We start from the raw sequence: 22,464 nt of genomic DNA, 5'->3' as shown, positions 1-22,464 counted from the left end.
GATGCGGCAACCGCCACGCATACCGTTTCGGTAGCAGACTACTTACCGATACCAATCCAATCATGACCCGAACGCTTCACGTTCGTATCGCGCCCGCAGACCGTAGCGACCTCGAGGACCGTCTCGCAGCGATCGACGCCGGCGAGGACGTCGAACCCGGCGAACCGACGCTTTCGATCGAGGACCTCGAGACGTTCGGCCGCGTCTTCCGGTCGACCAATCTCGAGCTCCTGGAGACGATCGTTGCACACGAGCCGGAGAGCATTCGCGAACTCGCGCGTCTCGTTGACCGGAATCCCCCCGACGTCCTCGAAAACGTACACGAACTTGCCGACTACGGCCTCATCGAGCTCGAGGACGACGGCAACGCCAAACGGCCGGTGGTATGGTACGACGAGATCGATGCTGACCTCCCGCTCACGGCGACATCAAGACGGAATCACGCGGCCAACGCCTGAGTCCCGATCGGCGACGCGGTGACGCCGACCTCGCGTGTCGCCCTACGCCAGCGCCGCCGCGACCTTCTCGATCGGATGCGGCGGCTCGCCGTCGGTCTCGACGTCGAGGTGGTCGAGCTGCGACCGGCAGGAGGCGCCGGGCGCGACGACGGTCTCGCCGCTGCTGTCGCCGACCTGGTCGGCGAGGATCGCGCCGATCGACTCGCTCATCGAGAGGTGTTCGGCCTCGTAGCCGAACGAGCCGGCCATCCCGCAACAGGTCGAATCGAGGGGGTCGACCGCGTAGCCGGCCCGCCGGAGCACGCCGACCGCGTGGTGATCCTTCGTCGTCGACTTCTGGTGACAGTGGCCGTGATACGCCAGCGACTCGGCGGGCGCGTCGAACGCGAGGTCCGCGTCGAGCCGGTGGGCGTCGATGAACTCACAGACGCCGTAGGCGTTCTCGGCGACGCGGACGACGTCCTCGTCGTCGCTGCCGAGGATGTCGAGGTAATCGGACTGGAGCATCACGGCGTCGGAGGGCTCGACGCTCACGACGTGCCAGCCCTCGGCCACCTTCGGGGCGATCTCCGCGACCGTTCCGCGGGCGGTCTCGCGCGCGCGGTCGATGAACCCCTTCGAATACGCGGGCCGTCCGCTTCCGTCGACGTCCGGGATCGCGACGTGGCAGTCGGCGGCCTCGAGCACGTGGATCGCCGCCTTGCCGGCCGCGGGGTGCATGTAGGTGGTGTAGACGTCGGGCAACAGGAGGACGCGGTGGGCAGCCTCCTCGGGGGGAACCGCGGCCCCGCCACGAGCCTCGAACCAGCCGATCAGGCTCTCCGACCGGAACTGCGGGAGGTCGCGCTCGGCGGCGATCCCCACCGTCTTCTCCATCGCCCAGCCGGCGCCCGGCAGCTTCGGGAGCGCGTTCGCGATCGGTGCGAGCGTCGATCCGATGGGCGCGAGCGACTCGATGCTCGCGAACAGCCGGTCGCGGAGGCTCGAGCCGTGCTCCTGATGACGCGCGTGGGTGACTTCGGCCTTCAGCTTGGCCATGTCGACCTCGCTCGGGCAGTCCTTCGAGCAGCCCTTACAGCCGATACACAGGTCGAGCACCTCGGTCGCGAACTCGTCGTCGGTCGGGTCCTCGGGCAGGTCGCCGGACATCGCCTGACGCAACATGTTGGCCCGGCCGCGGGTCGCCTGGATCTCCTCCTCGGCCGCCCGGTAGGTCGGACACATCACGCCGCCGGTCGTCTCCTGGGGGCCGCGACAGCCGCCGCAGCCGTGACAGAGCTCGACCATCCCCTGCATCCCGTTCTCGTTGGTCCACTCGAGGGCGGGATCGAAGCCGGCCTCGAAGTCGTAGTCTGCGTCGAACCGGAGGTGCTCGGTCATGTCGACGTCGCCGCAGACCTGGCCGGGGTTCAACAGCCAGTCCGGGTCGAAGGCGGTCTTCAGCTCGCGGAACGACCGCCAGAGGTCCTCGCCGTACAGCTTGCGGTTCCACTGCGTGCGTGCGCGCCCGTCGCCGTGCTCGCCCGAGATCGACCCGCCCAGGCTTACGACGAGGTCGGAGACGTCGTCAGCCAGCGACTCCATCGTCTCGATGCCCTCGACGGTCTTGGTGTTCACGAGCGGGCGGACGTGGAGCACGCCCGGCCCGGCGTGGGCGTAGAAGGCCGCGAAGGTGTCGTGATCCTCGAGGATCTCCTGGAACCCGCGAGTGTATTCGGGGAGGTGCTCCGGCGGGATCGCGCAGTCTTCGATGAACGAAATGTGCTTCGCATCGGAGGTCCGACCCAGGAGGATCGGCAGGCCGGCCTTGCGCATCTTCCAGAACCGGTCGCGCGTCTCCTGGTCGTGGGCCTCCATCGCCGTCAGCGCGTGCCGCGGCGCGTCGGTGACGGACGCCGCGCCCTCGCTCGGGTCGGCCTCCGAGTCGCCGCCCGGGACGCGGTCGGCGATCAGGTCGGCGACCTTTCGCCGGCCCTGGTCGTCGTCCGCGGCGTAGAACTCCACGAGCAGCGCGGCGTTGGTCCCCTCGGGCAACATCCCGACGACCTCGCCGAACTCCTCGGTGTCGCCGGCAAGCTCCAGGAAGACGTCGTCCATCACCTCGACCGCGGCCGGATCGTGTGCGAGGATCGGGTCGACGTCCTCCATCGCGTCGACCAGGTCGCCGTAGGTCAACAGCGCGACCGCCTTCGTCTCGGGGATCTCCTCCAGCGAGACGGTGGCTCGCGTCACGACCGCGAGCGTCCCCTCGCTGCCCGCCAGTAGCCGCCCGAGGTTGACGGTCCCCGCCTCGCCGTACTCGCCGCGATACTCCGCGAGCAGGCGGTCCAAGTTGTATCCGGAGACGTTCCGCTTCAGCTCGGGGTACCGGTCGTCGATCGCGTCGGCCTCCGCGTCGAGTATCCGGACGACGGCCGCCGCGATCCGGGCCTCGAGATCGACGTCATCGTCGGCCGCCCCCGCGGCCGAGCCCGTCGCCGTCTCCGGGGGCTTCCCCTCGAGCGACGCCTCCAGGTCGAGCGCCGCCTCCAGGTCCACTCCCGCGGCGCGTTCGCGGAGGGTCTCGACGTCCACCTCGCCGAACGTCGTCACGGTGCCGTCGGCCAGCACCACCTCGAGCTCCTCGACGTAGTGGTCGGTCTTCCCGTAGACGAGCGAGTGTGACCCGGTCGAGTTGTTGCCGATCGCGCCGCCGACGGCCGACTTGTCGCGCCAGGCCGGGTCGGGGGCGAACTTCAGGCCGTGGGGCTCGAGCGCCCGGTTGAGGTCGCCGACGTACGCGCCGGCGTCGACGGTCGCGGTCCGTGCGTCCGGATCGACGTCGTGGACGTCGTCCATGAATCGCGAGAAGTCGAGCACGACCGCCTCGTTGACCGTCTGGCCCGCCAGGGAGGTGCCGCCGCCGCGGGGGAGTACCGGGATCCCCTCCTCGAAGCAGTAGTCGGTCACGCGCGAGACGTCGTCGGTCGACCGCGGGAAGACGACGCCGATCGGGGTGACCTCGTAGGCCGACGCGTCCGTGGCGTACAGCTGGCGGGTGTAGGTGTCGAAGCGCACCTCGCCGTCGACGCGCTCGGAGAGCGCCGCCAGCAGCTCCGGCCGTTCGACGTCCCCGCCCTGGTAGTCGAAGTCGGCGTCGACGAGGGGGTCCGTGTCATTCGGTGTGATCGCACTCGCGCGTTTGCTCATACCTCCCGGTGGGACGCCCCGCGTATAAAGAATGGTTGACTCGCGGTCGCTGCAGTGCAGGTATCGGAGAGACAGTCGATGGTTCGAGCACCAATACTCGGAAAGTGACCGCCGCATCGGGGTCGAGTGGGTCGGCGTGAAGTTCGCGGACCGCGAACGGACGTTCAACGCGCTCAGTGAAACGGGTATTCGTCACTATCACGAATAAGTAACAATTTTATAGTAATCGTTAGAACTTTCCGCTCAAAGATTGTTACTATACTCAATGGATCATCTCGACGAGATCTCCGTCGAAGAACTCCAAGACGCCCTCAACAATGTTGACGGAAACAAGCCGACTCAACGGTTGTTAGCTGCGATCGCGTACAAGGACGGTGTCACGCAGACCGAACTTGCAGAGTGGCATGACACCGGGCGAAGAACGATCTACAGCTGGTTGATGCGACTTGATACGGACGAACCGCTTGAGCAAGCTGTGTCTGATGCTCATCGATCTGGGAGAAAACGAAAGCTCTCAGAATCACAGCAAAAAGAGTTCGAACGAACTGTTCACGAACCGCCCGAGGAAGTTGGGATCGACGCGCCGGCGTGGACGCCGGCGCTCGTTCAGGAATTTCTCGAAGAAACCTACGGCGTCGAGTACTCTTCTCCGAGTTGTCGGCGGTTGCTGAAAGAAGCTGGACTCAGCTATCAAAAACCTCGACGTACAGCCGCTGAATCTGAGGAATCCGACCAAGAGGAGTTCCACGACGAGATCAAAAAAAGCGAGCGGAGATGGACGCCACAGTAGTCTGTATCGATCAGACGAAAAAATCTGTCCAGGTTGAGCCGCGTGCCGCGTGGTTTCCGCGCGGCACGCGGCCGAGCGTCGAACTCTCTGGCCAACGTGACTGGACGTGTCTACTCGGCGCAGTCACGGAAAACGGTGACTGCTTTTTCTCACGGTTCACCGAGTACGTCACCGCCGAGCACGCAAAACATTTCATTCTCGCGTTATGCAAAGAATTTGAAGAAGACTTGATCGTTGTGCTAGACGGAGCGCCGTACTTCCAGGCGTCGGCCGTCACGGATCTGGCGGCCCGTGACGACCTTGCCTTCGTCACGTTGCCTGCGTATTCGCCGGAACTCAATCCTGTCGAAGAGTGCTGGCGACAACTCCAGGATGCTCTGAGCAACCGATTCTTTGACTCGCTCGATGAACTCACGACGGCGATCGATACTGCTCTTGATCAACTGTCGCTTCCAAACGTGAGCAATTATTTCTAATGTTTACTATAAATAATAGTAAATGGTAATAGATTTTCAATGGCATAGCGGCGTTCGAATTCGAGACGCCGTTTATAAGACGTATACAAGATCTTATCGCGTCAATATAAGGCATTTAAAATAGCTAGATGTATCGATATTTAATTAGAAATATAAATTTTAGTATTTAAATCACGTCGTCTCACGACCCCGAAAGCAGAGTTGTGTCCACCTACCCAGTGACTTCAGCCGTGAGGTACCTCCACGCTCGAGCCGACTTCGCCGTGTCCGGACGACCGACGGTCGTGGGACGGCAGGAACACGAGTCCGGCCGGGCGCCGACCCGATCGTGACCATTTAACACACCCTCCCGTCAAGGGTGGCGTATGTCGACCGAAACGACGTTCCTCGAGTCGCTGTCCGAACTCGACGTCGAGGTCACCCGAACGACCCCCGACTCGTGTGCGGACGCCATCGCGGACGCGACCGTGGGGGAGGCGATCGGGGTGCCGCTCCAGGACGGGCTCGCGCTCCCGCCGTCGGTGGCCGACCGGCCCACGAACGGCGACCTCGAGACCGCCGACACCGGGGTCACGCCGGCGGCCTTCGGGATCGCCGAGATCGGCAGCGTCCACCTCGAAAGCGATCGGGCCGGCACCGAGCTCGTGAGCCTCTACCCGCGGCGCCACGTCGCCGTCCTCCGCGACGCCGACCTAGTACCGGACGTCGCGACGGCGATCGACCGTCTCGGCCCCGACCTCCGGGCGGGCGGGTCCGGGGTCGTTGCGACCGGGCCGAGCGCGACCGCCGATATGGGCAGCCTGGTCGTCGGCGCACACGGCCCCGGTGAGGTTCACGTGATCCTCGTGGAGGCGGGGCAATGAGCCGAGCGGACCGGGGTGATCGGGCGGAGCGGGCCGCGCGCATCCGCAACGTGATGCGCGAGGAAGGCGACGCAGTCGCTCGAAACACGCGCGAACACAACGCGGGCCGGAAGGCTGCCGCCGAGAACGTTCCCGAGTATGAGGACCTACGAACGCGTGCGCGGGAGCTGAAGGAGCACGCGATCGAGAACCTGCCGGAGCTCATCGAGGAGCTTCGCGAGAGCGTCGCGGCGAACGGCGGCCACCTCTACATCGCCGACGACGCCGCCGACGCCAATCGGTACATCGTCGAGGCGGTCGGAGACGCCGACACCGTCGTGAAATCGAAGTCGATGACGACCGAGGAGATCGAGGTCAACGACGCGCTCGCCGCGGCTGGTGTGGAGCCGGTCGAGACCGACCTCGGCGAGTGGGTGATCCAGCTCGCCGACGAGGCCCCCTCCCATCTCATCGGGCCGGCGATGCACAAGGAGCGAGCGGAGATCGCCGAGCTGTTCGCGGACGTCTTCGATCTCGCGGAACCGCCGGAGACGGCCGCCGAGTTGACGGCGTTCGCCCGCGAGAAGCTCGGAAAGCGGATCCGCGAGGCCGACGTCGGGATGACCGGCGCGAACTTCGTGGTGGCCGAATCCGGGACCCTCGCGATCGTCACCAATGAGGGGAACGCGCGGAAGGTCGCGGCGACCACGGACACCCACGTCGCGGTCGCCGGCGTCGAGAAGATCGTGCCGACCGTCGAGGACCTCCAGCCGTTTCTCGAGCTGCTCTCGCGGTCGGGCACCGGCCAGGAGCTGTCGGCGTACACCTCCCTGCTGACGCCGCCGGTCGCCTCGCCGGTCCCGGACTTCGACGCGCCGGCCGAGTCGCTCGTCGACGGGAACGGTGACGGCTCCGGCGTGGCCGCGGACTCCGACCGCGAGTTCCACCTGGTGTTGATCGACAACGGCCGGTTGGCGATGCGTGAGGACGATGAGCTCCGTGAAACGCTGTATTGCGTCCGCTGTGGCGCCTGTGCCAACTCCTGTGGCAACTTCCAAAGCGTCGGCGGACACGTCTTCGGCGGCGAGACCTACACCGGCGGGATCGCCGGCGGGTGGGAGGCCGGGATCGAGGGCCTCGACGTCGCGGCCGAGTTCAACGACCTCTGCACCGGCTGTTCCCGGTGCGTGCCCGCCTGCCCGGTACAGATCGACATCCCGTGGATCAACACGGTCGTTCGGGACCGGATCAACCGCCGGAAAGCGGACGCCAGCGACTTCGCGTTCCTGCCGGACGGGCTGGCACCTGACGCGGAACCGGCGGGACTGGACCTCGGCAAACGGTTCGTCGGCGACTTCGCGACGCTCGCCGAGTGGGGTCACCGGACCGCGCCGCTGGCCAACCGGCTCGCGAACGCGGGACCGGTTCGTGCCGCCCTCGAACGCGTCGTCGGGATCGACCGCCGGCGGGACCTTCCCGAGTTCGCGAGCGAGAGCCTCGTGGAGTGGTTCGACCGCCGCGGCGGCTCCCGGGTTCCGATCGACGAGGCCGACCGCGACGCGATCGTCTACCCGGACACCTACACCAACTACGTCGACGTCGAGCGCGGCAAGGCGGCGGTCCGGACGCTCGAGGCGCTCGGCGTCCACGTGCGGGTTCCGCCCCTCCCGCCGAGCGGTCGCCCGCCGCTCTCGCAGGGGATGGTCGCGACCGCCGAGGAGCGCGCCCACGACCTGTACGCCGCCCTCGCGGAACACGTCGACGCCGGTCGCGACGTCGTGGTCGTGGAGCCGAGCGACCTCGCGATGATCCGCTCGGAGTACGAGCGGTTCCTCGAGCCCGACTCCTTCGAGCGGCTCGCCGGCGCGAGCTACGAGGTCCTCGAGTACGTCTACGGCCTGCTCGAGAACGGAGCGCCGATCGACGCGCTCACTCCCGGCGACGACTCCACCCGGAATCGCGAGCTGGCGTACCACCCGCACTGCCAGGCGCGCACGCTCGACCTGGAGGAGTACACGCTCGCAGTGCTCGAGCGCGCCGGGTACGACGTCCGCACCTCCGACACCGAGTGTTGCGGGATGGCCGGCTCGTTCGGGTATAAGGCGGAATACTACGAGCTGAGCATCGACGTCGGCGAGCCCCTCGTCGAGGACTTCGGCGGGACCGACCGGACGCTGGTCGCCTCCGGAACTTCCTGTGGCGAACAGCTCGACGCCCTGCTCGACCGCCCCGCACGACACCCGGTCGAGCTGATCGCGCCGCCGGAGTCGGCGAGCCGGTAGTGCGGCCGGGAGCGAGCCGCAAAAACGCGGTTGAGGACGAGGACGAGCGGGACAACCGCCGACGGTTTATAAACTATCCCGAGCGGGTTTAAGCGGCAACCGGGGGCTCGGCGTCCTCACGGGCGTCCTCCGATGCCGGCTCCTCGCCGTGTTCCGCGTCGCTTCGCTCCGACTCGATCGCACCTGCCAGCGCGTCGGCCAGCTCGAGGACCGCCGCCTCGTGGTCGGCCCGCGAGCCGCGGATCGACATCGGCGACGTATCGAGATCCCGATACGCGGAGAGGTCGTCGGTCGCCAGCGTCCCCTCCTCATACAGGTCCGTCGAGACCGTGCCGAGCAGGTCGTGGAGGTGGATGAGTTCCTTCTTTTGCATACCCATTAAAAGGGGATCCAGACGGGTAAATCCGTCGCCGATTCGGGGACACATCGTCCGGTGCGGGCCGACGGACGAGTGGCGGCAGTCATTGAGGGGCGTCAGCGGTGATCAAGGGGCACCGGTAACCGGTCACCGGGAGGAGCAAAGCCACGCGATCCCGCGCCATCGATCATCATCGTTCCTTATAAAATAAGGGTCTGCAAGGATCGTTCATTGTGAATCCATAGCAAGCCATAATAGGTGCCCCTCGTAAGGTTCGGACACGTGCCCACGGCGGGCTCGACCAATCATGACTGACAACGAACTCATCTGGCGCATCTCCGGGGGATCCGGCGACGGGATCGCCTCGACGAGCCAGAACTTCGCGAAGGCCCTGATGCGATCGGGGCTACACGTGTTCACGCATCGGCATTATCCGTCGCGGATCCGCGGCGGTCACACGTACACGGAGATCCGCGCGCGCGCGGACCCGGTGACCTCCCGCGGCGACGGCTACAACTTCCTGCTGGCGCTGGGCGACTCCTTCGCCCGGAACCCCAAGGAGGACGCCGTCTACGGCAACGAGGAGATCAAGCCGCTCTCGGAGAACCTGGACGAGCTCCGCGAGGGCGGCGTCATCGTCTACGACGAGGGGCTGCTCGACCCGAGCGACATCCCGGACTTCGAGGAGCGCGTCGAGGCGAACGACTGGCACGTCTACCCGCTCGACCTCCGCGGACTCGCCCGCGAACAGGGCCGGGAAGTGATGCGCAACACCGCCGGCGTCGGCGCGACGTGTGCGCTGATCGGGATGGACCTCGAGCACGTCGAGGACCTGATGAGCGACGCCATGCCGGAGAAGATCCTCGAGCCGAACCTCGAGATCCTCGAGACCGCCTACGAGTCGGTCCTCGAGGAGTACGACGCGGACGCCCACGACGTGACGGTTCCGGCGGGCGAACACGAGGAACAGCAGGTGCTGCTGTCCGGCTCGGACGCCATCTCCTACGGCGCGATCGACGAGGGCTGCCGGTTCATCGCGGGCTACCCGATGACCCCGTGGACCGAGGTCTTCACGATCATGACGAAGAACCTGCCCGAGCTGGGCGGGATCTCCGAACAGGTCGAGGACGAGATCGCCGCGGCCGCGATGGCGGTCGGAGCCTCCCACGCCGGCGTGAAGGCGATGTCGGGCTCCTCCGGCGGCGGCTTCGCGCTGATGTCCGAGCCGCTCGGGCTCGCCGAGATGACCGAGACGCCGGTCGTCCTCGTGGAGGCGATGCGCGCGGGTCCCTCGACCGGGATGCCGACGAAGCCCGAACAGTCCGACCTCGAGCACGTCCTCTACACCTCTCAGGGCGACTCCCAGCGCGTCGTGTTGGCTCCCGGAACCATCGAGGAGGCCTACGAACAGAGCCGGCTCGCGTTCGAGATCGCCTACGAGTACCAGATCCCCGCGATCCTGCTGTACGACCAGAAGCTCGGCGGCGAGATGCTGAACGTCCCGAAGAGCCACTTCGACCGCGAGCCGAACGCGGACCTCGGGAAGACGCTCTCGGAGGCGCAGCTGGCGGAACAGCCCCACACCCCCGACGGGAAGTTCCACCGCTTCCAGCACGAGGCCGACGACGGCGTGTCCCCGCGGTCGGTCCCCGGCCAGAAGGGCGGTCGCTACCTCGCGACCGGCAACGAACACGGCCCGAGCGGCCACATCAACGAGGACCCCGACAACCGGACCGCACAGATCGACCGGCGACTCGAGAAGCTCGAGGCGATCCGCGAGCACCTCGACGACCTCGGCACCCAGACGTACATGGGGCCGGAGGAGGCCGACTACGGCATCCTCACCTTCGGCAGCCAGCAGGGCACCGTCGCGGAGGCCGTCGACGTGTTGAACGCGAACGGCCACTCCGTGAAGGCGCTGGGCGTCTCGGACATGCTGCCGTTCCCGACCGCGGAGGTCGAGGCGTTCATCGAGAGCGTCGACGCGGTGCTGGTCGTCGAGATGACCGCGTCCGGCCAGTTCCGCGGGCTCGTCCAGAAGAACCTCGGTCGGTACGGCGAGAAGCTCTCGAGCCTGCTGAAGTACAACGGCAACCCCTTCGAGCCCGCCGAGATCGTCGACGGATTCGAGTCGATCGTCGTCGAGGGGGACGGCCTGGACAGCTCCACGACCACCTTCGTACCCGCGGCGGGTGATTAGACATGAGCGCATTCTCAGCCATCGGCGAGGAACGGGAGATCGACCGCGACGAATACACCCCCGGCGTCGAGCCCCAACCGACGTGGTGTCCGGGCTGTGGCGACTTCGGCGTCCTGAAGGCGCTCAAACAGGCGCTGCCCGAGGTCGGCCGCACCCCCGAGGAGACGCTGCTGTGCACCGGGATCGGCTGTTCGGGCAAGCTGAACAGCTACCTCGACTCCTACGGGTTCCACACCATCCACGGCCGGTCGCTGCCGGTCGCGCGGGCGGCGAAGCTCGCCAACCCCGGTCTCGAGGTCATCGCGGCCGGCGGTGACGGCGACGGCTACGGCATCGGCGGGAACCACTTCACCCACACGGCCCGCGAGAACCACGACATGACCTACATCGTGTTCAACAACGAGATCTTCGGGCTGACGAAGGGCCAGACCTCCCCGACGAGTCCCAAGGGCCACAAATCGAAGACCCAGCCCCACGGCAGCGCCAAGGAGCCGGTGAAGCCGCTCTCGCTGTCGCTCAACGCGGGCGCCTCCTACGTGGCGCGGACGGCCGCCGTGAACCCCAACCAGGCCAAGGAGATCCTGATCGAGGCGATGGAACACGACGGCTTCGCGCACGTTGACTTCCTCACCCAGTGTCCGACCTGGAACAAGGACGCGCGCCAGTACGTCCCCTACATCGACGTCAACGACTCCGAAGACTACGAGTTCGACGTCACCGACCGCGTCGAGGCCGCGGAGATGATGCGGACGACCGAGCAGGCGCTCTACGACGGCGAGGTCCTCACCGGCCGCTTCTACGTCGACGAGGAGCGACCCTCCTACCAGGAGGAGAAGCAGGCGATCGGCGAGATGCCCGAGGAGCCGCTCGCGGAGCGCTACTGGGACGACGACTACGAGTGGGAGCGCTCCTACGACCGTTTCCTCGACAAGCACGCCTGAGCGAACGAAGCGGTCCCTCGCCTTCCCGCTCGCGGGTCGACGTTCCACGACGCGGCCCGGCCGACGACGGCGGGACGCAACCGTCACGAGGTAGCTGCCGGGAGACGATCCGGAACCGATCGGCGACGGTGAAACCGACACCGGGGGAGAAAAGACTCTTTGTTGGTTCGCAAGGTATTTTTCCCGTGACGCGAAAGGAACGCGTATGAGCACCGTGTCGACGGAGGAACGCATCCTCTCCGTGTTGGAGGAGGACGCGCAGGCCTCCTACGCCGAGATCGCCGACCGCGCGGACGTCTCGAAGCCGACGGTTCGCAAGTACATCCGGCAGCTGGAGGAGGAGGGGGTCATCGTCGGCTACTCCGCCGACGTCGACCCCAAGAAGCTTTCGGGACAGTCCATCGCGCTGGTCGGGATGGACGTCGACAGCGGTCGGTACGTCGAGGCGACTCGCGCGATCAAGGACCTCCCCGAGGTCGAGGCGCTATACACCTCCTCGGGCGACCACATGTTGATGGCCGAGGTGCGCGCCGGCGACGGCGACGAGCTCGGCGACGTCATCTCCGAGAAGCTGCTGACGATCGACGGCGTCACCGCGGCCCATCCCTCGTTCCTTCAGGAACGGCTGAAATGACTACTTAGTTATAAATATCACATCATACCGTATATATTTCATATGAGTGGACGGCCGGATCGTCGCCCGTCCACCCGATAGGTCGGCGCGTGTGGATCGCTTGACCAACGCAACATCGAGCGGCATCCCACGAAAGACGTCTTTGTCAGCGTTGTGAGGCCGATCCGGCTGGTGATCCGCATCGACAACGGGACGGTCGCCGGACCGTGCTCGCCGCCGGCGATCAGGGACTCGTCCGTTTCGGCACGGTTCGATCCTCGAGCTATCGAACACGCATTTATATAATCGGAGTGATCGTTCCGGGACGAGACGACCGACCGAACTGAAGGATGGACCGAATGAACGCGATGAACGGACGGGCCGAATGAACGCGCTGGCTGAACGCGGCGGGAACGTGCTCAGATCCGGACGAGGACGTCCTCGTCGTCGACGACGCAGTCGAAGGTGCCGATGCGCTTGCCGGAGGCCTCGTGGATGCCGGTCTCGAGGTCCCACTCCCAGAGGTGCCAGGGACACGAGACCGTGCAGTCCTCGACGTTGACGCCGCCGCGTTTTTCGGTCCAGGTGTCCTCGGCGTTGATCTTCCGGTCGCCGGCCTTGTGTAGCGGGGCCCGCTGGTGGGCACACCGGTTGCTGATCGCCCGGAACTCGCCGTCGAGGTTGAACACCGCGATCTCGATGCCCTTCACGGTGTATCCCTCGCCCTCGCCGACGGGGATCTCGTCGACGGTCGCGACCTGGGTGAACGCCTCGCGGTCGAACTCCTCGTCGTCGGGATCGGTGACGGTCGTTCCGCCGTCGGTGGCCGTGTCGATCCCGTCCTCGGGATCGATCTTGGCCTCGGCGCAGGACCCGTGATCGCAGGTGACGTCGGACGGTGAATCGGACGTCATCAGTACCCCCGTAGGATCTCCTCGGCGTTTTCGTGCAACACGGCCTCCCGGGTGTCGTCGTCGAAGGCGTTCGACGTGTAGAACCACGTCGGGGGGTCCAGGGTCTGGTGGGGCCAGTCGCTGGAGTAGATGAACATGTCCTCCGCCATCGAGAGGGTCAGCAGGTCGCTGGCGTGGCCCGCGTTGCGCGGCAGCGCGAACGGTTGCGTGCAGACGTAGATATTGTCACGCAGGTACTCGCTCGGGGAGCGCTGGAGGTACTCCTCGCCGGAGTCCATCTTCCGGGGCGTGATCTTGACGTCGTCGGGGTGCATCTCGTAGAACTCGTCCATTCGGTAGCGGAGGAACGGGACCCACCAATGGCCGCCCTCCTGGAAGACGACGTCCAGCTCGGGGTATTTGTCGAAGACGCCCCGCATGATCATGTTCACGATGTTGACCATCGTGTGGAGCGGCCAGTCGAACCCGAGGACCTCCGTCCAGGTCAGCATATCGTCGCCGATGTAGGAGTGCTGGGGCCAGTAGGCGAGCGACCCGTGCAGCAACAGCGGCAGGTCGTGTTCGACCAGGGCCTCGAAGACCGGGTCGAACTGCTCGTTGCCCCACGGAACCTTCGGGTCGAACCAGGAGTAGGCGGCGACGATGCCGTCCTCCTCGGCGACGCGCTCGATCTCCGCGACGGCGTACTCCGGATCCCACTTGGGAACCATCATCGACGTGGAGACCCCCTCGTCGACGAAGTTGTCGAGCATGTAGTCGTTCGCCGCCTGCACGACGGCGTTCTTCAACACCGGATGGTGCTGGAGGTTGAGGTTGTTGATCCCCGGGTTGACGATCGGGTCGTCGACCGCGATGTTCTTGCAGGCCTCCCGGACGTCGGCGGCGTACTTCGCGCGTCCCTGGGTGAACAGGCCCTCCTGGCCCTCCTTGATGCCGTAGGCGGCGTCCCACTTGCCGACGACCGGCGTCGCGCCGAACTCGGTCGTCAGCTTGTCGAGGGCGCGGTCGTCCTCCACGTAGGCCAACAACTCGTCCTCGACCGGGTTGACGTGGAAGTCCATGTCGATGATGTGGTCATCGAACGCCTGCTCGGGGACTTCCGCGTCGGCGTCCAATCGCTTGACTGATGATGCCATACGCCACTATCATCGATCCTTATATATGAAATTTGTGGTCCGCCATCGGTTCGGTGCTCCGGGGTCGATCCCGCGTTCCGTCGTCGTCGTCGGGAGAGGATGGGCTGCCACCGGTGGAGCGTGCCGCCGACCAGCTCGGAGTCGTGCGGCCTCGACGGCGATCACGTGTTATCTAATGGAGAACATATGGATTCGAAGCGGCGATATCACGCCCGATCGCCGGCCGACCGCGTCGGCCTTCCTCGCGCGGATTCCGCCGCTTGCTCGCCGAAAGTCGGGCGAGAAGGCCGATCCCGGGACGATAATGACACGGATATGTTTGTAAGTACCGGCGAGCGAGAATCGTTCTCTAATAGTGGTTCCGTCTGGTCTCGGTTTCGGTCGTTTGCCCCGCAAATAAACATACGTACACATTCATATATTCAATATAATATATTCTTATTCATTTATAAGTATACTAAGAGTATGTGGGACGTTTTCAGAACCGTTCTATTCACAATATTCAAATATAACGTCGGAGACGTACCAGGTATATTATATAGTGATATCTTTCCATCATTTATATTTTGGTTTATATCCGTGCGCTCGTGTCGAACCGGATCCCATATCGACTCGTTCACCGGTGGGCGGCATCGCCGTCCACTTCACCCTCCACTTCCGCCGTCCACTTCACCCTCCACTTCCGACCTCCCCGCGGCCGACGTTTAAGACGTCCGCGCGCCAACGACCGACCGATGGATGGGGACACGCTCCCGGGAACCGAGCCCGCCACGACGGGGACCGACCGGGTGATCCTCCACGTGGACATGGACTGCTTTTACGCGTCCTGTGAGCGCCTGCGTGATCCGGCCCTCCGCGGTGAACCCGTCGTCGTCGGCATGGGCTACGAGCCCGGCGAGACGATCGGCGCGGTCGCCACCGCGAGCTACGAGGCCCGCGAGTTCGGCGTGGACAGCGCGGACCCGATCTCCCGGGCGCTCGACCGGCTCCCCCGCCGGGTCGACGCCGACGCCAGGGACCCGGAGGCCCCGAATCCCGAGGAAACCGCCTACTACCGTCCCGTCGATATGGACTGCTACAAGTCGGTCGCGGCGGACGTGAAGGCGGTGCTACACGACTGCGCGGACGTCGTCCGCGAGGTCAGCATCGACGAGGCGTACCTGGACGTGACGGACCGCACCTCGTGGAACGTCGTCGGACGGTCGACCGAGGTCCCCGACAGCGCGGCCGCCGGCCCGGCGGAGCGACGAACGCTCGCGGAGGGCTATGCGAGATACGTCCGCGACCGGATCGAGCGCGAGGCGGGCGTGCCCGCCAGCGTCGGCGTCGCGCCCAATATGTCCGCCGCCAAGATCGCCAGCGACCACGACAAGCCCCAGGGGCTGGTGGTCGTCCCGCCGGGCCGGGTGCGGGAGTTCCTCGCGCCGCTTTCGACCGACGCGGTGCACGGCGTCGGGCCCGTTACCGCACGGACGCTCGCCGAGATGGACATCGAGACCGCGGGCGAGCTGGCCGACGCCGACCCCGATACCCTCGAGCTCGAGCTGGGCGAGCGCGGGCGCGAGCTCCACGAACGTGCCCGCGGCGAGGACGACCGCGAGGTGACGCCGACGGGGCTTCCAAAGAGTCTCTCGCGGGAGTCGTCGCTCCCGCCGACCGACGACGAGGCGACCAAACGCGACCGCGTGAAAGCGCTCGCGGCCGACGTCGCCCGACGCGCCCGCGAGCGGGAGTGTCTCTATCGAACCATCGGGGTGAAGGTGGTCACGCCCCCCTACGAGGTGCACACCCGCGCACGGAGCCTTCCCGGCCCGGTCGACGACCCCGAGCTGGTCGAGTCGGTGGCGCTCGATCTCCTCGGGGAGTTCGCCGACGACCGGGCTCGCAAGCTCGGCGTCCGCGTCGCCAAGCTCGATTTCGCCGACAGCGACCAGTCGACGCTGACCGGGTTCGAGGACGCGCCGGCGGGGCACGGCGCTACCGACGACCACGACCGTGATCGTGGCGCCGACGGCGATCGGTCCCGAACGGACGACCACGACCGCGAACAGCCTGACGGCTACGACCGCGAACAGCCCGAGGACCACCGGCCGCTCACCGACTGGATCGAACACGAGTCGGCGAAGTCCGACGTCGAAGCGGATCGAGACGACGGCGACCGAACCGATGAGCGTCGGCACCGCGAGGGACAGGCATCACTCGGCGAGTTCGAGTGATGCCATCGGATCGCGAGCCCGGTGCGTCCGGCCGTCACGGCTTGCGGTACCGTTCACTTACTGGATTCGGCACCACCGTCGGTTTGTCCAACCGACGTGGCCGTCGCGTCGGTATCCGGTGGGCTCGTCGTGGCCGTATCCGGCGAGTGCCCCGGGAGCCAGTCGCCGATGTTGGCGGCGACGTAGTCCCGTCCGCCGAGACCGAACGCGATCCCGATGGCAAGGGCGATCCCCGCAACCACTCCCCACGCCGCTGCCTGCGCGAACGTATTAAGTATCCGAACATCAACGCCCATCGTCCCGAGACCGATGACGGTCACGACGAAATACAGGAACACGCGTAACCCATCCGCGAACGTCTCGGTGTAGGTCGTGTCGGTGAGCGATTCGGTGTGCGCGACGACGTCACTAAGGAAGTCGGCGAGAACGAATCCGACGATGATGATGAGCACGCCGGCGATGAACGCGGGGAGATCCGAGACGGCGCTCGCGATCCACTCCGAAAGCACCACCTCCTCGCGCTGCAGCGCGAGGAGGAGGGGGTCAAGTAATCGTGACTTATCGAACCGCAGTCATCTCGCGCGCTTTCGTGACCCGTGTCGTCCTGCGTCGTCCTGACGGCCACCACGCGTCCTGACGCCATCACGCTGCGTCGTCCTGACGACACCACGAAAAATTCGCGTGCGCCCGGTTGGGAGGGGCGCCTACAGGTCGTCCGTAAGTCGAATCTCGTCGTCAGTTATCGTGTGGATGCGGTTTTCCTCGAGTGTATAGTCGTCCTGGTCGGCGTCTCCCCAGCCGAGTTTCGATCGAATGGTGTCAGCGAGACCCGGATCCGCGTTCACGTACGCGGTCCCGGATTTGACCTCCGTGACCATTCCGATCTTTTCGCCGTGGGAGTCGACAACTGCTTTGCCTTGGTCGTCGTCGGTGACGTGCTTTCGCTCCATCGCGTCCGGGGCTATTCCTCGCGTGGATATTGTTATAAAGATGATATCCGAAACGGGGGACCGGTAGACCCGCGTTACGGCAGTCGGCCGATTCGTCTCCCGCCAGTATCCGCAGGTTTCAGCCACGCGTTGGTCGTCGGAAGCGGATGCGCGTTTTGGCTGCCGTCACGCCGCGCCCGCGGAGTCCATCCGTTCGGTCAGTGATCGAGACGTTCGGCAAGCGGCTCGAGATGGTCGATGCCGACCACGGCGACGGTGGTGCCGTCTTCACGGAGCTCCCTAAGCCGAGCGGCCATCTCCTCCTCCCGGGCTTCGTCCTCGAGCCGGGAGGCTCGGGTGCGACTCGCGGTCCGAAACGCGTTCATAAACGACCGGGATCGACGAACCTGCTCGCGCTCGTGGCGTGCCTGGTCGTCGGGTGCGTCCGTCCGGTCGACGTCGTGTGACATCGGCGAGTCGACTTCCAGCCGGACCGAGGTTCGGGCGCCGATGGCCGCCGCGATACGACAGGCGACCGCGTGTGTCGTCGTTTTGATGGCATTCGAAACGACGTTTCGAACCGTCGATGCAGATGGTCGTTCCCGAAGCAGGAGTCGACCCAGCCGACGGAAGAAGCCGCCCGTCGGTCGGTCAATGCCGACGACTTCGGTCGAGGTGGCGGCCTGAATGGCTGCGCTCATCTCGCCGCCGAAGACGGGGGGAGATCGGTCGACGGTCGCGTACTGCTCGAACAGGGGGATCGAGATCGGCGGCAGTTCCAGCGCGAGCATCTCCGGATCGAGTCCGTCGACGACCTGCCGAACCCGGTACGTACTCGCCGGGTGATCGTGGACGACGCCGACGAGCGTCAGCGCCCCGGCATCAGGATGGGGTGGCGATCCCGGCATCCGGCGGACGTATTCGCCAGTGACGCGTGGGTCCGATTCGACGTCGATGGCCGGTAGAGGGTCCATTAGAAGGGGACGCTAGTTCGTTAACGTGGGATTATTTAAGTCCTTCTCACGAACCGAATCGACCGACTGAACGGTGAACGGAGAGTAATCGCCATCATCCGATGGTGGAATGGAAGCCACCTGACGGCGATCCGGAACAGACGTGGTGAGATCAGCACCGCCCGATCGTCGTCAGACGTACGTCGGACGCGGGCGAAGGTCTTTGAGGACCGGCCGGCGTCGTTACGGTAATGAGCGAGGACAACGCGGAGACGATCCACGTCGCCGAGGTGAGCGACGGAGTCGGAGGGGACGCGGAATCGGATCCGGGCGACCCGGTCGAGCTGCCCGTGGTCGACGTCCTGACCGGGCGGTCGTTCATCACGGGCAAGAGCGGGTCCGGGAAGTCGAACACCGCCTCGGTGCTGATCGAGAACCTGCTGGCGGACAACTATCCCGTGCTGATCGTCGACAGCGACGGGGAGTACTACGGGCTCAAGGAGGAGTACGAGATCCTCCACGTCGGGGCCGACGACGAGTGCGACATCGTCGTCTCGCCGGAGCACGCCGAGAAGATCGCCACCCTCGCGCTCGATCAGAACGTCCCGATCATCCTCGACGTCTCGGGCTATCTCGAGGAGTCGGTCGCCTCCGAGCTCATCCTCAACGTGGTCAAACACCTCTTCGCGAAGGAGAAGAAGCTCAAGCGGCCCTTCCTGCTGGTGATCGAGGAGTGTCACGAGTACATCCCCGAGGGCGGCGGGATGGACGAGACCGGCAAGATGCTCATCAAGGTGGGCAAGCGCGGGCGCAAACACGGACTGGGAATCGTCGGCATTAGCCAGCGTCCCGCCGACGTCAAGAAGGACTTCATCACCCAGTGCGACTGGCTCGTCTGGCACCGGCTCACCTGGGACAACGACACCAACGTCGTGAGCCGGATCCTCGGCTCCGAGTACGCCGACGCGATCGAGGACATGGGCGACGGCGAGGCGTTCCTGATGACCGACTGGGACGAGTCGATCCGGCGCATCCAGTTCCACCGCAAGCAGACCTTCGACGCCGGCGCGACCCCCGGCCTCGAGGACTTCGAACGGCCGGAGCTGAAGTCCGTCTCCGGCGACCTGGTCTCGGAGCTCGAAACGATCTCCGACGAGCAGGCACAACGGGAGTCCGAGCTGGCCGACCTCAGACAGGAACTCGACAAGAAGCGCGCCCGGATCACCCAGCTCGAGCAGGAACTCGAGGACGCCAAGGATCTCTCCCGGATGGCCGACCGGTTCTCACAGGCGCTGCTTCGACGCTCCGAGGCGTCCTACCGGGGCGGATCCGGCCGGAACCGCGCCGCCGAGGAGGCCGCGGACGCGAACGCTGAGGGTGAGGACCAGTCGACCCTCGGCGATCACGAGCGCGGCGCGGATGATGGGGACGACGGGAATGGCGCGGACGCCGGGACCGATGAGCACGGAGAAAACGACGAGCACGGCAGGGGTGACGCGGGCAGCGCGGACGACGGGCACGACACGGTCGAATCCACGGATGCGATGGAGGGGGCCGGCGATGCGGCTACGGACCCCTCGATCGAGTGGATCGAGGACCCGAAGGCGGTCACGGACGGCGAGGACCTCGCGGACGCCATCGACGACGCCACCGGGACTGACGCTGCCGTCGCCGACGCACCCGGGATCGATGACCTCACCCCCATCACCGCCGCCGACGTCGCGGAGAGCGCGCTCCGGTTCGACGAGGCGATCGATCTGGGAACCCGCGAGGCCGTGGTCGAGAACCTCCGGGACCGGGTCGAGGCACTGCCGGAGATCTCGACGGCGATGCTGCGCCACTACCGCCGGGAGGAAACGAGTGATCCGGTCACCGCCCACATCGCGGCCGGCGGCGACGGCGACACCGAGCACGCCTACGCACGGCATCGTCCCCTTCGTCGGTCGGGCCTCGTTCGCCACGTGGAGGGCAGCCGCTACGAGTACGGGATCCCCTGGCTCGTCCGGGAGGCGTACGCCGACCGCCTCGAGGAGGACGCGGTCGCCGGGATGGTCGCCGCCGTCGAGGACGCCTTCGTCCCGCCCGCCGAACGCGGTCCCGAGGCCGCGAACGGTCCCACTCCGGCCGACGCCTCGGAGGATTCCGACGCGGTCGCTGCGTCCGGGATGGACGTGTCCCGGATCGACGCGGCACTCGAGTCGGGGTCGGTCGCGACGGACGCCGCCGACGCCTCGGGAGACGACGGGTCGGGAGCCGAGGCGGTCGCCACCTCGATCGCCACGCCGGGGTTGAGCGAAGCCGCCAGGTCGATCGCGGCCGATTCGGGCAGGAGTGGCGACGCGGACGTCGACGAAAGCGAACCCGCCGGCGCGGGACTCGAGGAGGACGCCGAGGTCCGCTCCGATCCGGGCGGTGACGGACCATCCGACAGCGACGATGCGGTGGCCGAGTCCGATGGCTTCGACCCCGCCGCGGACGACGCCGAGATCGTCGACCCGGAGGAGTAGCCGGTCTCGACCGGCCTCCGGAACCGGACCGCATATAGCAGCGCGTGTCGTGGTTCGGATCGATGAGTTCCACCGACGACGAGACGGCAGCCCCGACGATGGTCGGTCACGTCCATCTCAAGGTCCGCCGCATCGAGCCTGCGGTCGAGTTCTACACGAGCGTGCTCGACCTCGAGGTCACCGAGAGGTACGACCGGTTCGCGTTCCTCTCGTACGGCGACCGGCACCACGACGTCGCGCTCCAGGCGATCGGCGGAGACGCGCCCAGCCCTTCGCAAGGCGTTGGGCTCTATCACGCCGCCTTCGAGGTCCCGACGGGGGCGGCGCTGGCGGCGATCCACGAGCGGCTCCAAGAGCGCGGCGTCCGCGTTTCCCCGGTTGACCACGGCATCAGCAAGGCGCTGTACTTCGACGATCCCGACGGGAACGGGATCGAGGTCTATCTCGATACCCGGGAGCAAACCGGCCAGGAGAAGTGGGGCGGACGGAACGAACCCTTCGATCCGGCGGAGCTCGTCGACGATCCCTGAGCGGCGTCGACGGAGCGACGCCGCGAGATCCCCGGATCATTCGTCGACCGGATCACTCGGTGACCGGATCACTCGGTGACCGGATCACTCCTCGACCGAGTCCCTCCTCGACCAGGTCACTCGTCAACCGGTTTCTCATCGGGCGAGGGAAATTCAGCGCTGTCGGCCTTTCCCGGCCGGGTCGCACGCTTTTCGAGTTCACCTTTCAGGCCCGTCGCGTCGAAATCGTGGTCGGGTCGCATCGCGACGAAGTCCAGAAAGCGGCGGGCGTCGAGCAGCTCCGCCGTGGTGTAGGCGGTCAACGCGGCCGCGATCGTCTCCCGCGGACCGATGAGCGGCTCAAGCGAGGCGAGCGCGCTCGCGAGGTCGTACGCGCGGGCGTCGTCCCTGGCGTCGTCGGCGACGTTCGTCGCGTCGATGACGTAGATCTCGCCGTCGAGGATCAACACGTTCTCCGCCCGGAGGTCGCCGTGAGCGAGCCCCGCGTCGTGGATCGTCCGCAGCGTCTCGAAGAGGGCGGGGGCAAGCTCGCGCTCGCGGTCCGTATCCAGCTCCTCGAGCGACCGGAACTCCGGGAGGTACTCCAGGACGAGCACGCCGAGCCCGTCGATCTCGAGCGCCTCGATCGGCTCGGGCGCGTTGACGCCGAGATCGCGGATCTTCCGGGTCGCCTCGAGCTCGTGGCGAGCCATCTCGTAGGGCGTCTCGAACCGCTCGAAGAAGCCCTCCGTCCCCGAGGAGAACGCCCCGAGGTTGCGCCCGGTCGTGAACAGGGCGTGGACCAGGGTGTTCTGTTTCGTGATCACCTTCACGAAGCGGTCGTCGTCGAGTACCATCGGGGTTGACAGCCAGTTGTCCGCGTCGAGGAACCTGACGTGGACCGCGTCGCGGTCGTATCGGTCGGCGAGTTCGGCGGCGACTCGTTCGATCTCGGACCAGTCGATCCGCCCCCGAACGAGTCGCTGCAACTCCATACGCGACCCACGGCGGGGACGCGGATAAACGACACGCCCCTTCCGCGCACATCCAGACCAGATTGAAGAACGAGAGGAAGCAATTTTTAAGTCATATTGTCCGCCGTAACCGTGGTAGCAACTATCCCGAAAGAGACCGTGTGAAAGAAACGGCAC

General features: G+C 66.0%; 18 protein-coding genes. 10 read left to right on the top strand and 8 right to left on the bottom strand.

Annotated elements, in window-relative coordinates:
* Positions 1-62 precede the first annotated feature (62 nt).
* Positions 63-458, top strand: coding sequence for an HVO_A0114 family putative DNA-binding protein (locus tag CPZ00_RS13185; protein WP_096391303.1), 396 nt, complete (start codon positions 63-65; stop codon positions 456-458).
* 42 nt (positions 459-500) lie between these two features.
* Here CPZ00_RS13185 and CPZ00_RS13180 read toward each other — a convergent pair whose 3' ends face one another.
* Positions 501-3,647: an FAD-binding and (Fe-S)-binding domain-containing protein gene (locus CPZ00_RS13180; RefSeq protein WP_096391302.1), complete on the bottom strand. Its 3,147-nt coding sequence runs from the start codon at positions 3,645-3,647 to the stop codon at positions 501-503.
* 265 nt (positions 3,648-3,912) lie between these two features.
* On the opposite strand from CPZ00_RS13180, the gene CPZ00_RS13175 reads away from it, so the two are divergent.
* The 3 genes from CPZ00_RS13175 (at position 3,913) to CPZ00_RS13165 (ending at position 8,037) form a co-directional block, all read left to right on the top strand.
* Positions 3,913-4,913, top strand: a protein-coding gene (locus CPZ00_RS13175; RefSeq protein WP_096389022.1) for an IS630 family transposase whose coding sequence is annotated in 2 segments (ribosomal slippage) — positions 3,913-4,405 and positions 4,405-4,913 — 1,002 coding nt in all. Because the reading frame shifts where the segments join, the coding sequence is not laid out codon by codon here.
* 365 nt (positions 4,914-5,278) lie between these two features.
* Positions 5,279-5,776: a LutC/YkgG family protein gene (locus CPZ00_RS13170; protein WP_096391301.1), complete on the top strand. Its 498-nt coding sequence runs from the start codon at positions 5,279-5,281 to the stop codon at positions 5,774-5,776.
* Positions 5,773-8,037: an LUD domain-containing protein gene (locus tag CPZ00_RS13165; RefSeq protein ID WP_096391300.1), complete on the top strand. Its 2,265-nt coding sequence runs from the start codon at positions 5,773-5,775 to the stop codon at positions 8,035-8,037. Before CPZ00_RS13170 ends, CPZ00_RS13165 begins: the two co-directional genes overlap by 4 nt.
* Positions 8,038-8,125: 88 nt before the next feature.
* Here CPZ00_RS13165 and CPZ00_RS13160 read toward each other — a convergent pair whose 3' ends face one another.
* On the bottom strand, positions 8,126-8,410 hold the full coding sequence (locus tag CPZ00_RS13160; RefSeq protein ID WP_157744244.1) for a UPF0058 family protein: 285 nt from the start codon (positions 8,408-8,410) through the stop codon (positions 8,126-8,128).
* Between the two features lie 292 nt (positions 8,411-8,702).
* Between CPZ00_RS13160 and CPZ00_RS13155 the strand changes: the two genes are divergently transcribed.
* The 3 genes from CPZ00_RS13155 to lrpA1 all read left to right on the top strand — a co-directional run bounded on the left by CPZ00_RS13155 (position 8,703) and on the right by lrpA1 (position 12,170).
* Positions 8,703-10,595: a 2-oxoacid:acceptor oxidoreductase subunit alpha gene (locus tag CPZ00_RS13155; RefSeq protein ID WP_096391298.1), complete on the top strand. Its 1,893-nt coding sequence runs from the start codon at positions 8,703-8,705 to the stop codon at positions 10,593-10,595.
* Between the two features lie 2 nt (positions 10,596-10,597).
* Entirely contained in the window at positions 10,598-11,536 is a 939-nt protein-coding gene (locus CPZ00_RS13150; RefSeq protein WP_096391297.1) for a thiamine pyrophosphate-dependent enzyme, read from the top strand.
* Between the two features lie 205 nt (positions 11,537-11,741).
* A complete protein-coding gene (lrpA1, locus tag CPZ00_RS13145; protein ID WP_096391296.1) occupies positions 11,742-12,170 on the top strand; it encodes an HTH-type transcriptional regulator LrpA1 in 429 nt (142 codons plus the stop codon).
* Between the two features lie 398 nt (positions 12,171-12,568).
* Here the strand turns inward: lrpA1 and CPZ00_RS13140 are convergent, their stop codons facing one another.
* A complete protein-coding gene (locus CPZ00_RS13140; RefSeq protein WP_096391295.1) occupies positions 12,569-13,063 on the bottom strand; it encodes a Rieske (2Fe-2S) protein in 495 nt (164 codons plus the stop codon).
* The gene (locus CPZ00_RS13135; protein WP_096391294.1) at positions 13,063-14,199 is read right to left on the bottom strand and encodes an amidohydrolase family protein; all 1,137 of its coding nucleotides are present in this window, start codon (positions 14,197-14,199) and stop codon (positions 13,063-13,065) included. The genes CPZ00_RS13140 and CPZ00_RS13135 overlap by 1 nt, the downstream gene beginning before the upstream one ends.
* 734 nt (positions 14,200-14,933) lie before the next feature.
* On the opposite strand from CPZ00_RS13135, the gene CPZ00_RS13130 reads away from it, so the two are divergent.
* Positions 14,934-16,415: a DNA polymerase Y family protein gene (locus tag CPZ00_RS13130; RefSeq protein ID WP_096391293.1), complete on the top strand. Its 1,482-nt coding sequence runs from the start codon at positions 14,934-14,936 to the stop codon at positions 16,413-16,415.
* A gap of 53 nt (positions 16,416-16,468) precedes the next feature.
* Here CPZ00_RS13130 and CPZ00_RS13125 read toward each other — a convergent pair whose 3' ends face one another.
* The 3 genes from CPZ00_RS13125 to CPZ00_RS13115 all read right to left on the bottom strand — a co-directional run bounded on the left by CPZ00_RS13125 (position 16,469) and on the right by CPZ00_RS13115 (position 18,318).
* Entirely contained in the window at positions 16,469-16,924 is a 456-nt protein-coding gene (locus CPZ00_RS13125) for a hypothetical protein (protein WP_233255094.1), read from the bottom strand.
* A gap of 195 nt (positions 16,925-17,119) precedes the next feature.
* Positions 17,120-17,365: a hypothetical protein gene (locus CPZ00_RS13120; RefSeq protein WP_096391292.1), complete on the bottom strand. Its 246-nt coding sequence runs from the start codon at positions 17,363-17,365 to the stop codon at positions 17,120-17,122.
* A gap of 197 nt (positions 17,366-17,562) precedes the next feature.
* The gene (locus tag CPZ00_RS13115; RefSeq protein ID WP_096391291.1) at positions 17,563-18,318 is read right to left on the bottom strand and encodes a hypothetical protein; all 756 of its coding nucleotides are present in this window, start codon (positions 18,316-18,318) and stop codon (positions 17,563-17,565) included.
* A 230-nt stretch (positions 18,319-18,548) separates the two neighbouring features.
* On the opposite strand from CPZ00_RS13115, the gene CPZ00_RS13110 reads away from it, so the two are divergent.
* Together CPZ00_RS13110 and CPZ00_RS13105 are read left to right on the top strand one after the other, a co-directional pair.
* Positions 18,549-20,804 (top strand): ATP-binding protein, encoded by a 2,256-nt coding sequence (locus CPZ00_RS13110; RefSeq protein WP_096391290.1) that lies wholly within the window; start codon positions 18,549-18,551, stop codon positions 20,802-20,804.
* 62 nt (positions 20,805-20,866) lie between these two features.
* Entirely contained in the window at positions 20,867-21,334 is a 468-nt protein-coding gene (locus CPZ00_RS13105; protein WP_096391726.1) for a VOC family protein, read from the top strand.
* Positions 21,335-21,450: 116 nt separating this feature from the next.
* Here CPZ00_RS13105 and CPZ00_RS13100 read toward each other — a convergent pair whose 3' ends face one another.
* Entirely contained in the window at positions 21,451-22,308 is an 858-nt protein-coding gene (locus CPZ00_RS13100; RefSeq protein WP_096391289.1) for a phosphotransferase, read from the bottom strand.
* Positions 22,309-22,464 lie beyond the last annotated feature (156 nt).

It is taken from the genome of Halopenitus persicus (assembly GCF_002355635.1).
In the GTDB taxonomy this organism is placed as follows: Archaea; Halobacteriota; Halobacteria; order Halobacteriales; family Haloferacaceae; genus Halopenitus; species Halopenitus persicus_A.
The sequence above is the reverse complement of the archived record's forward strand: the minus strand, read 5'-3'. Positions and strand labels throughout refer to the sequence as shown.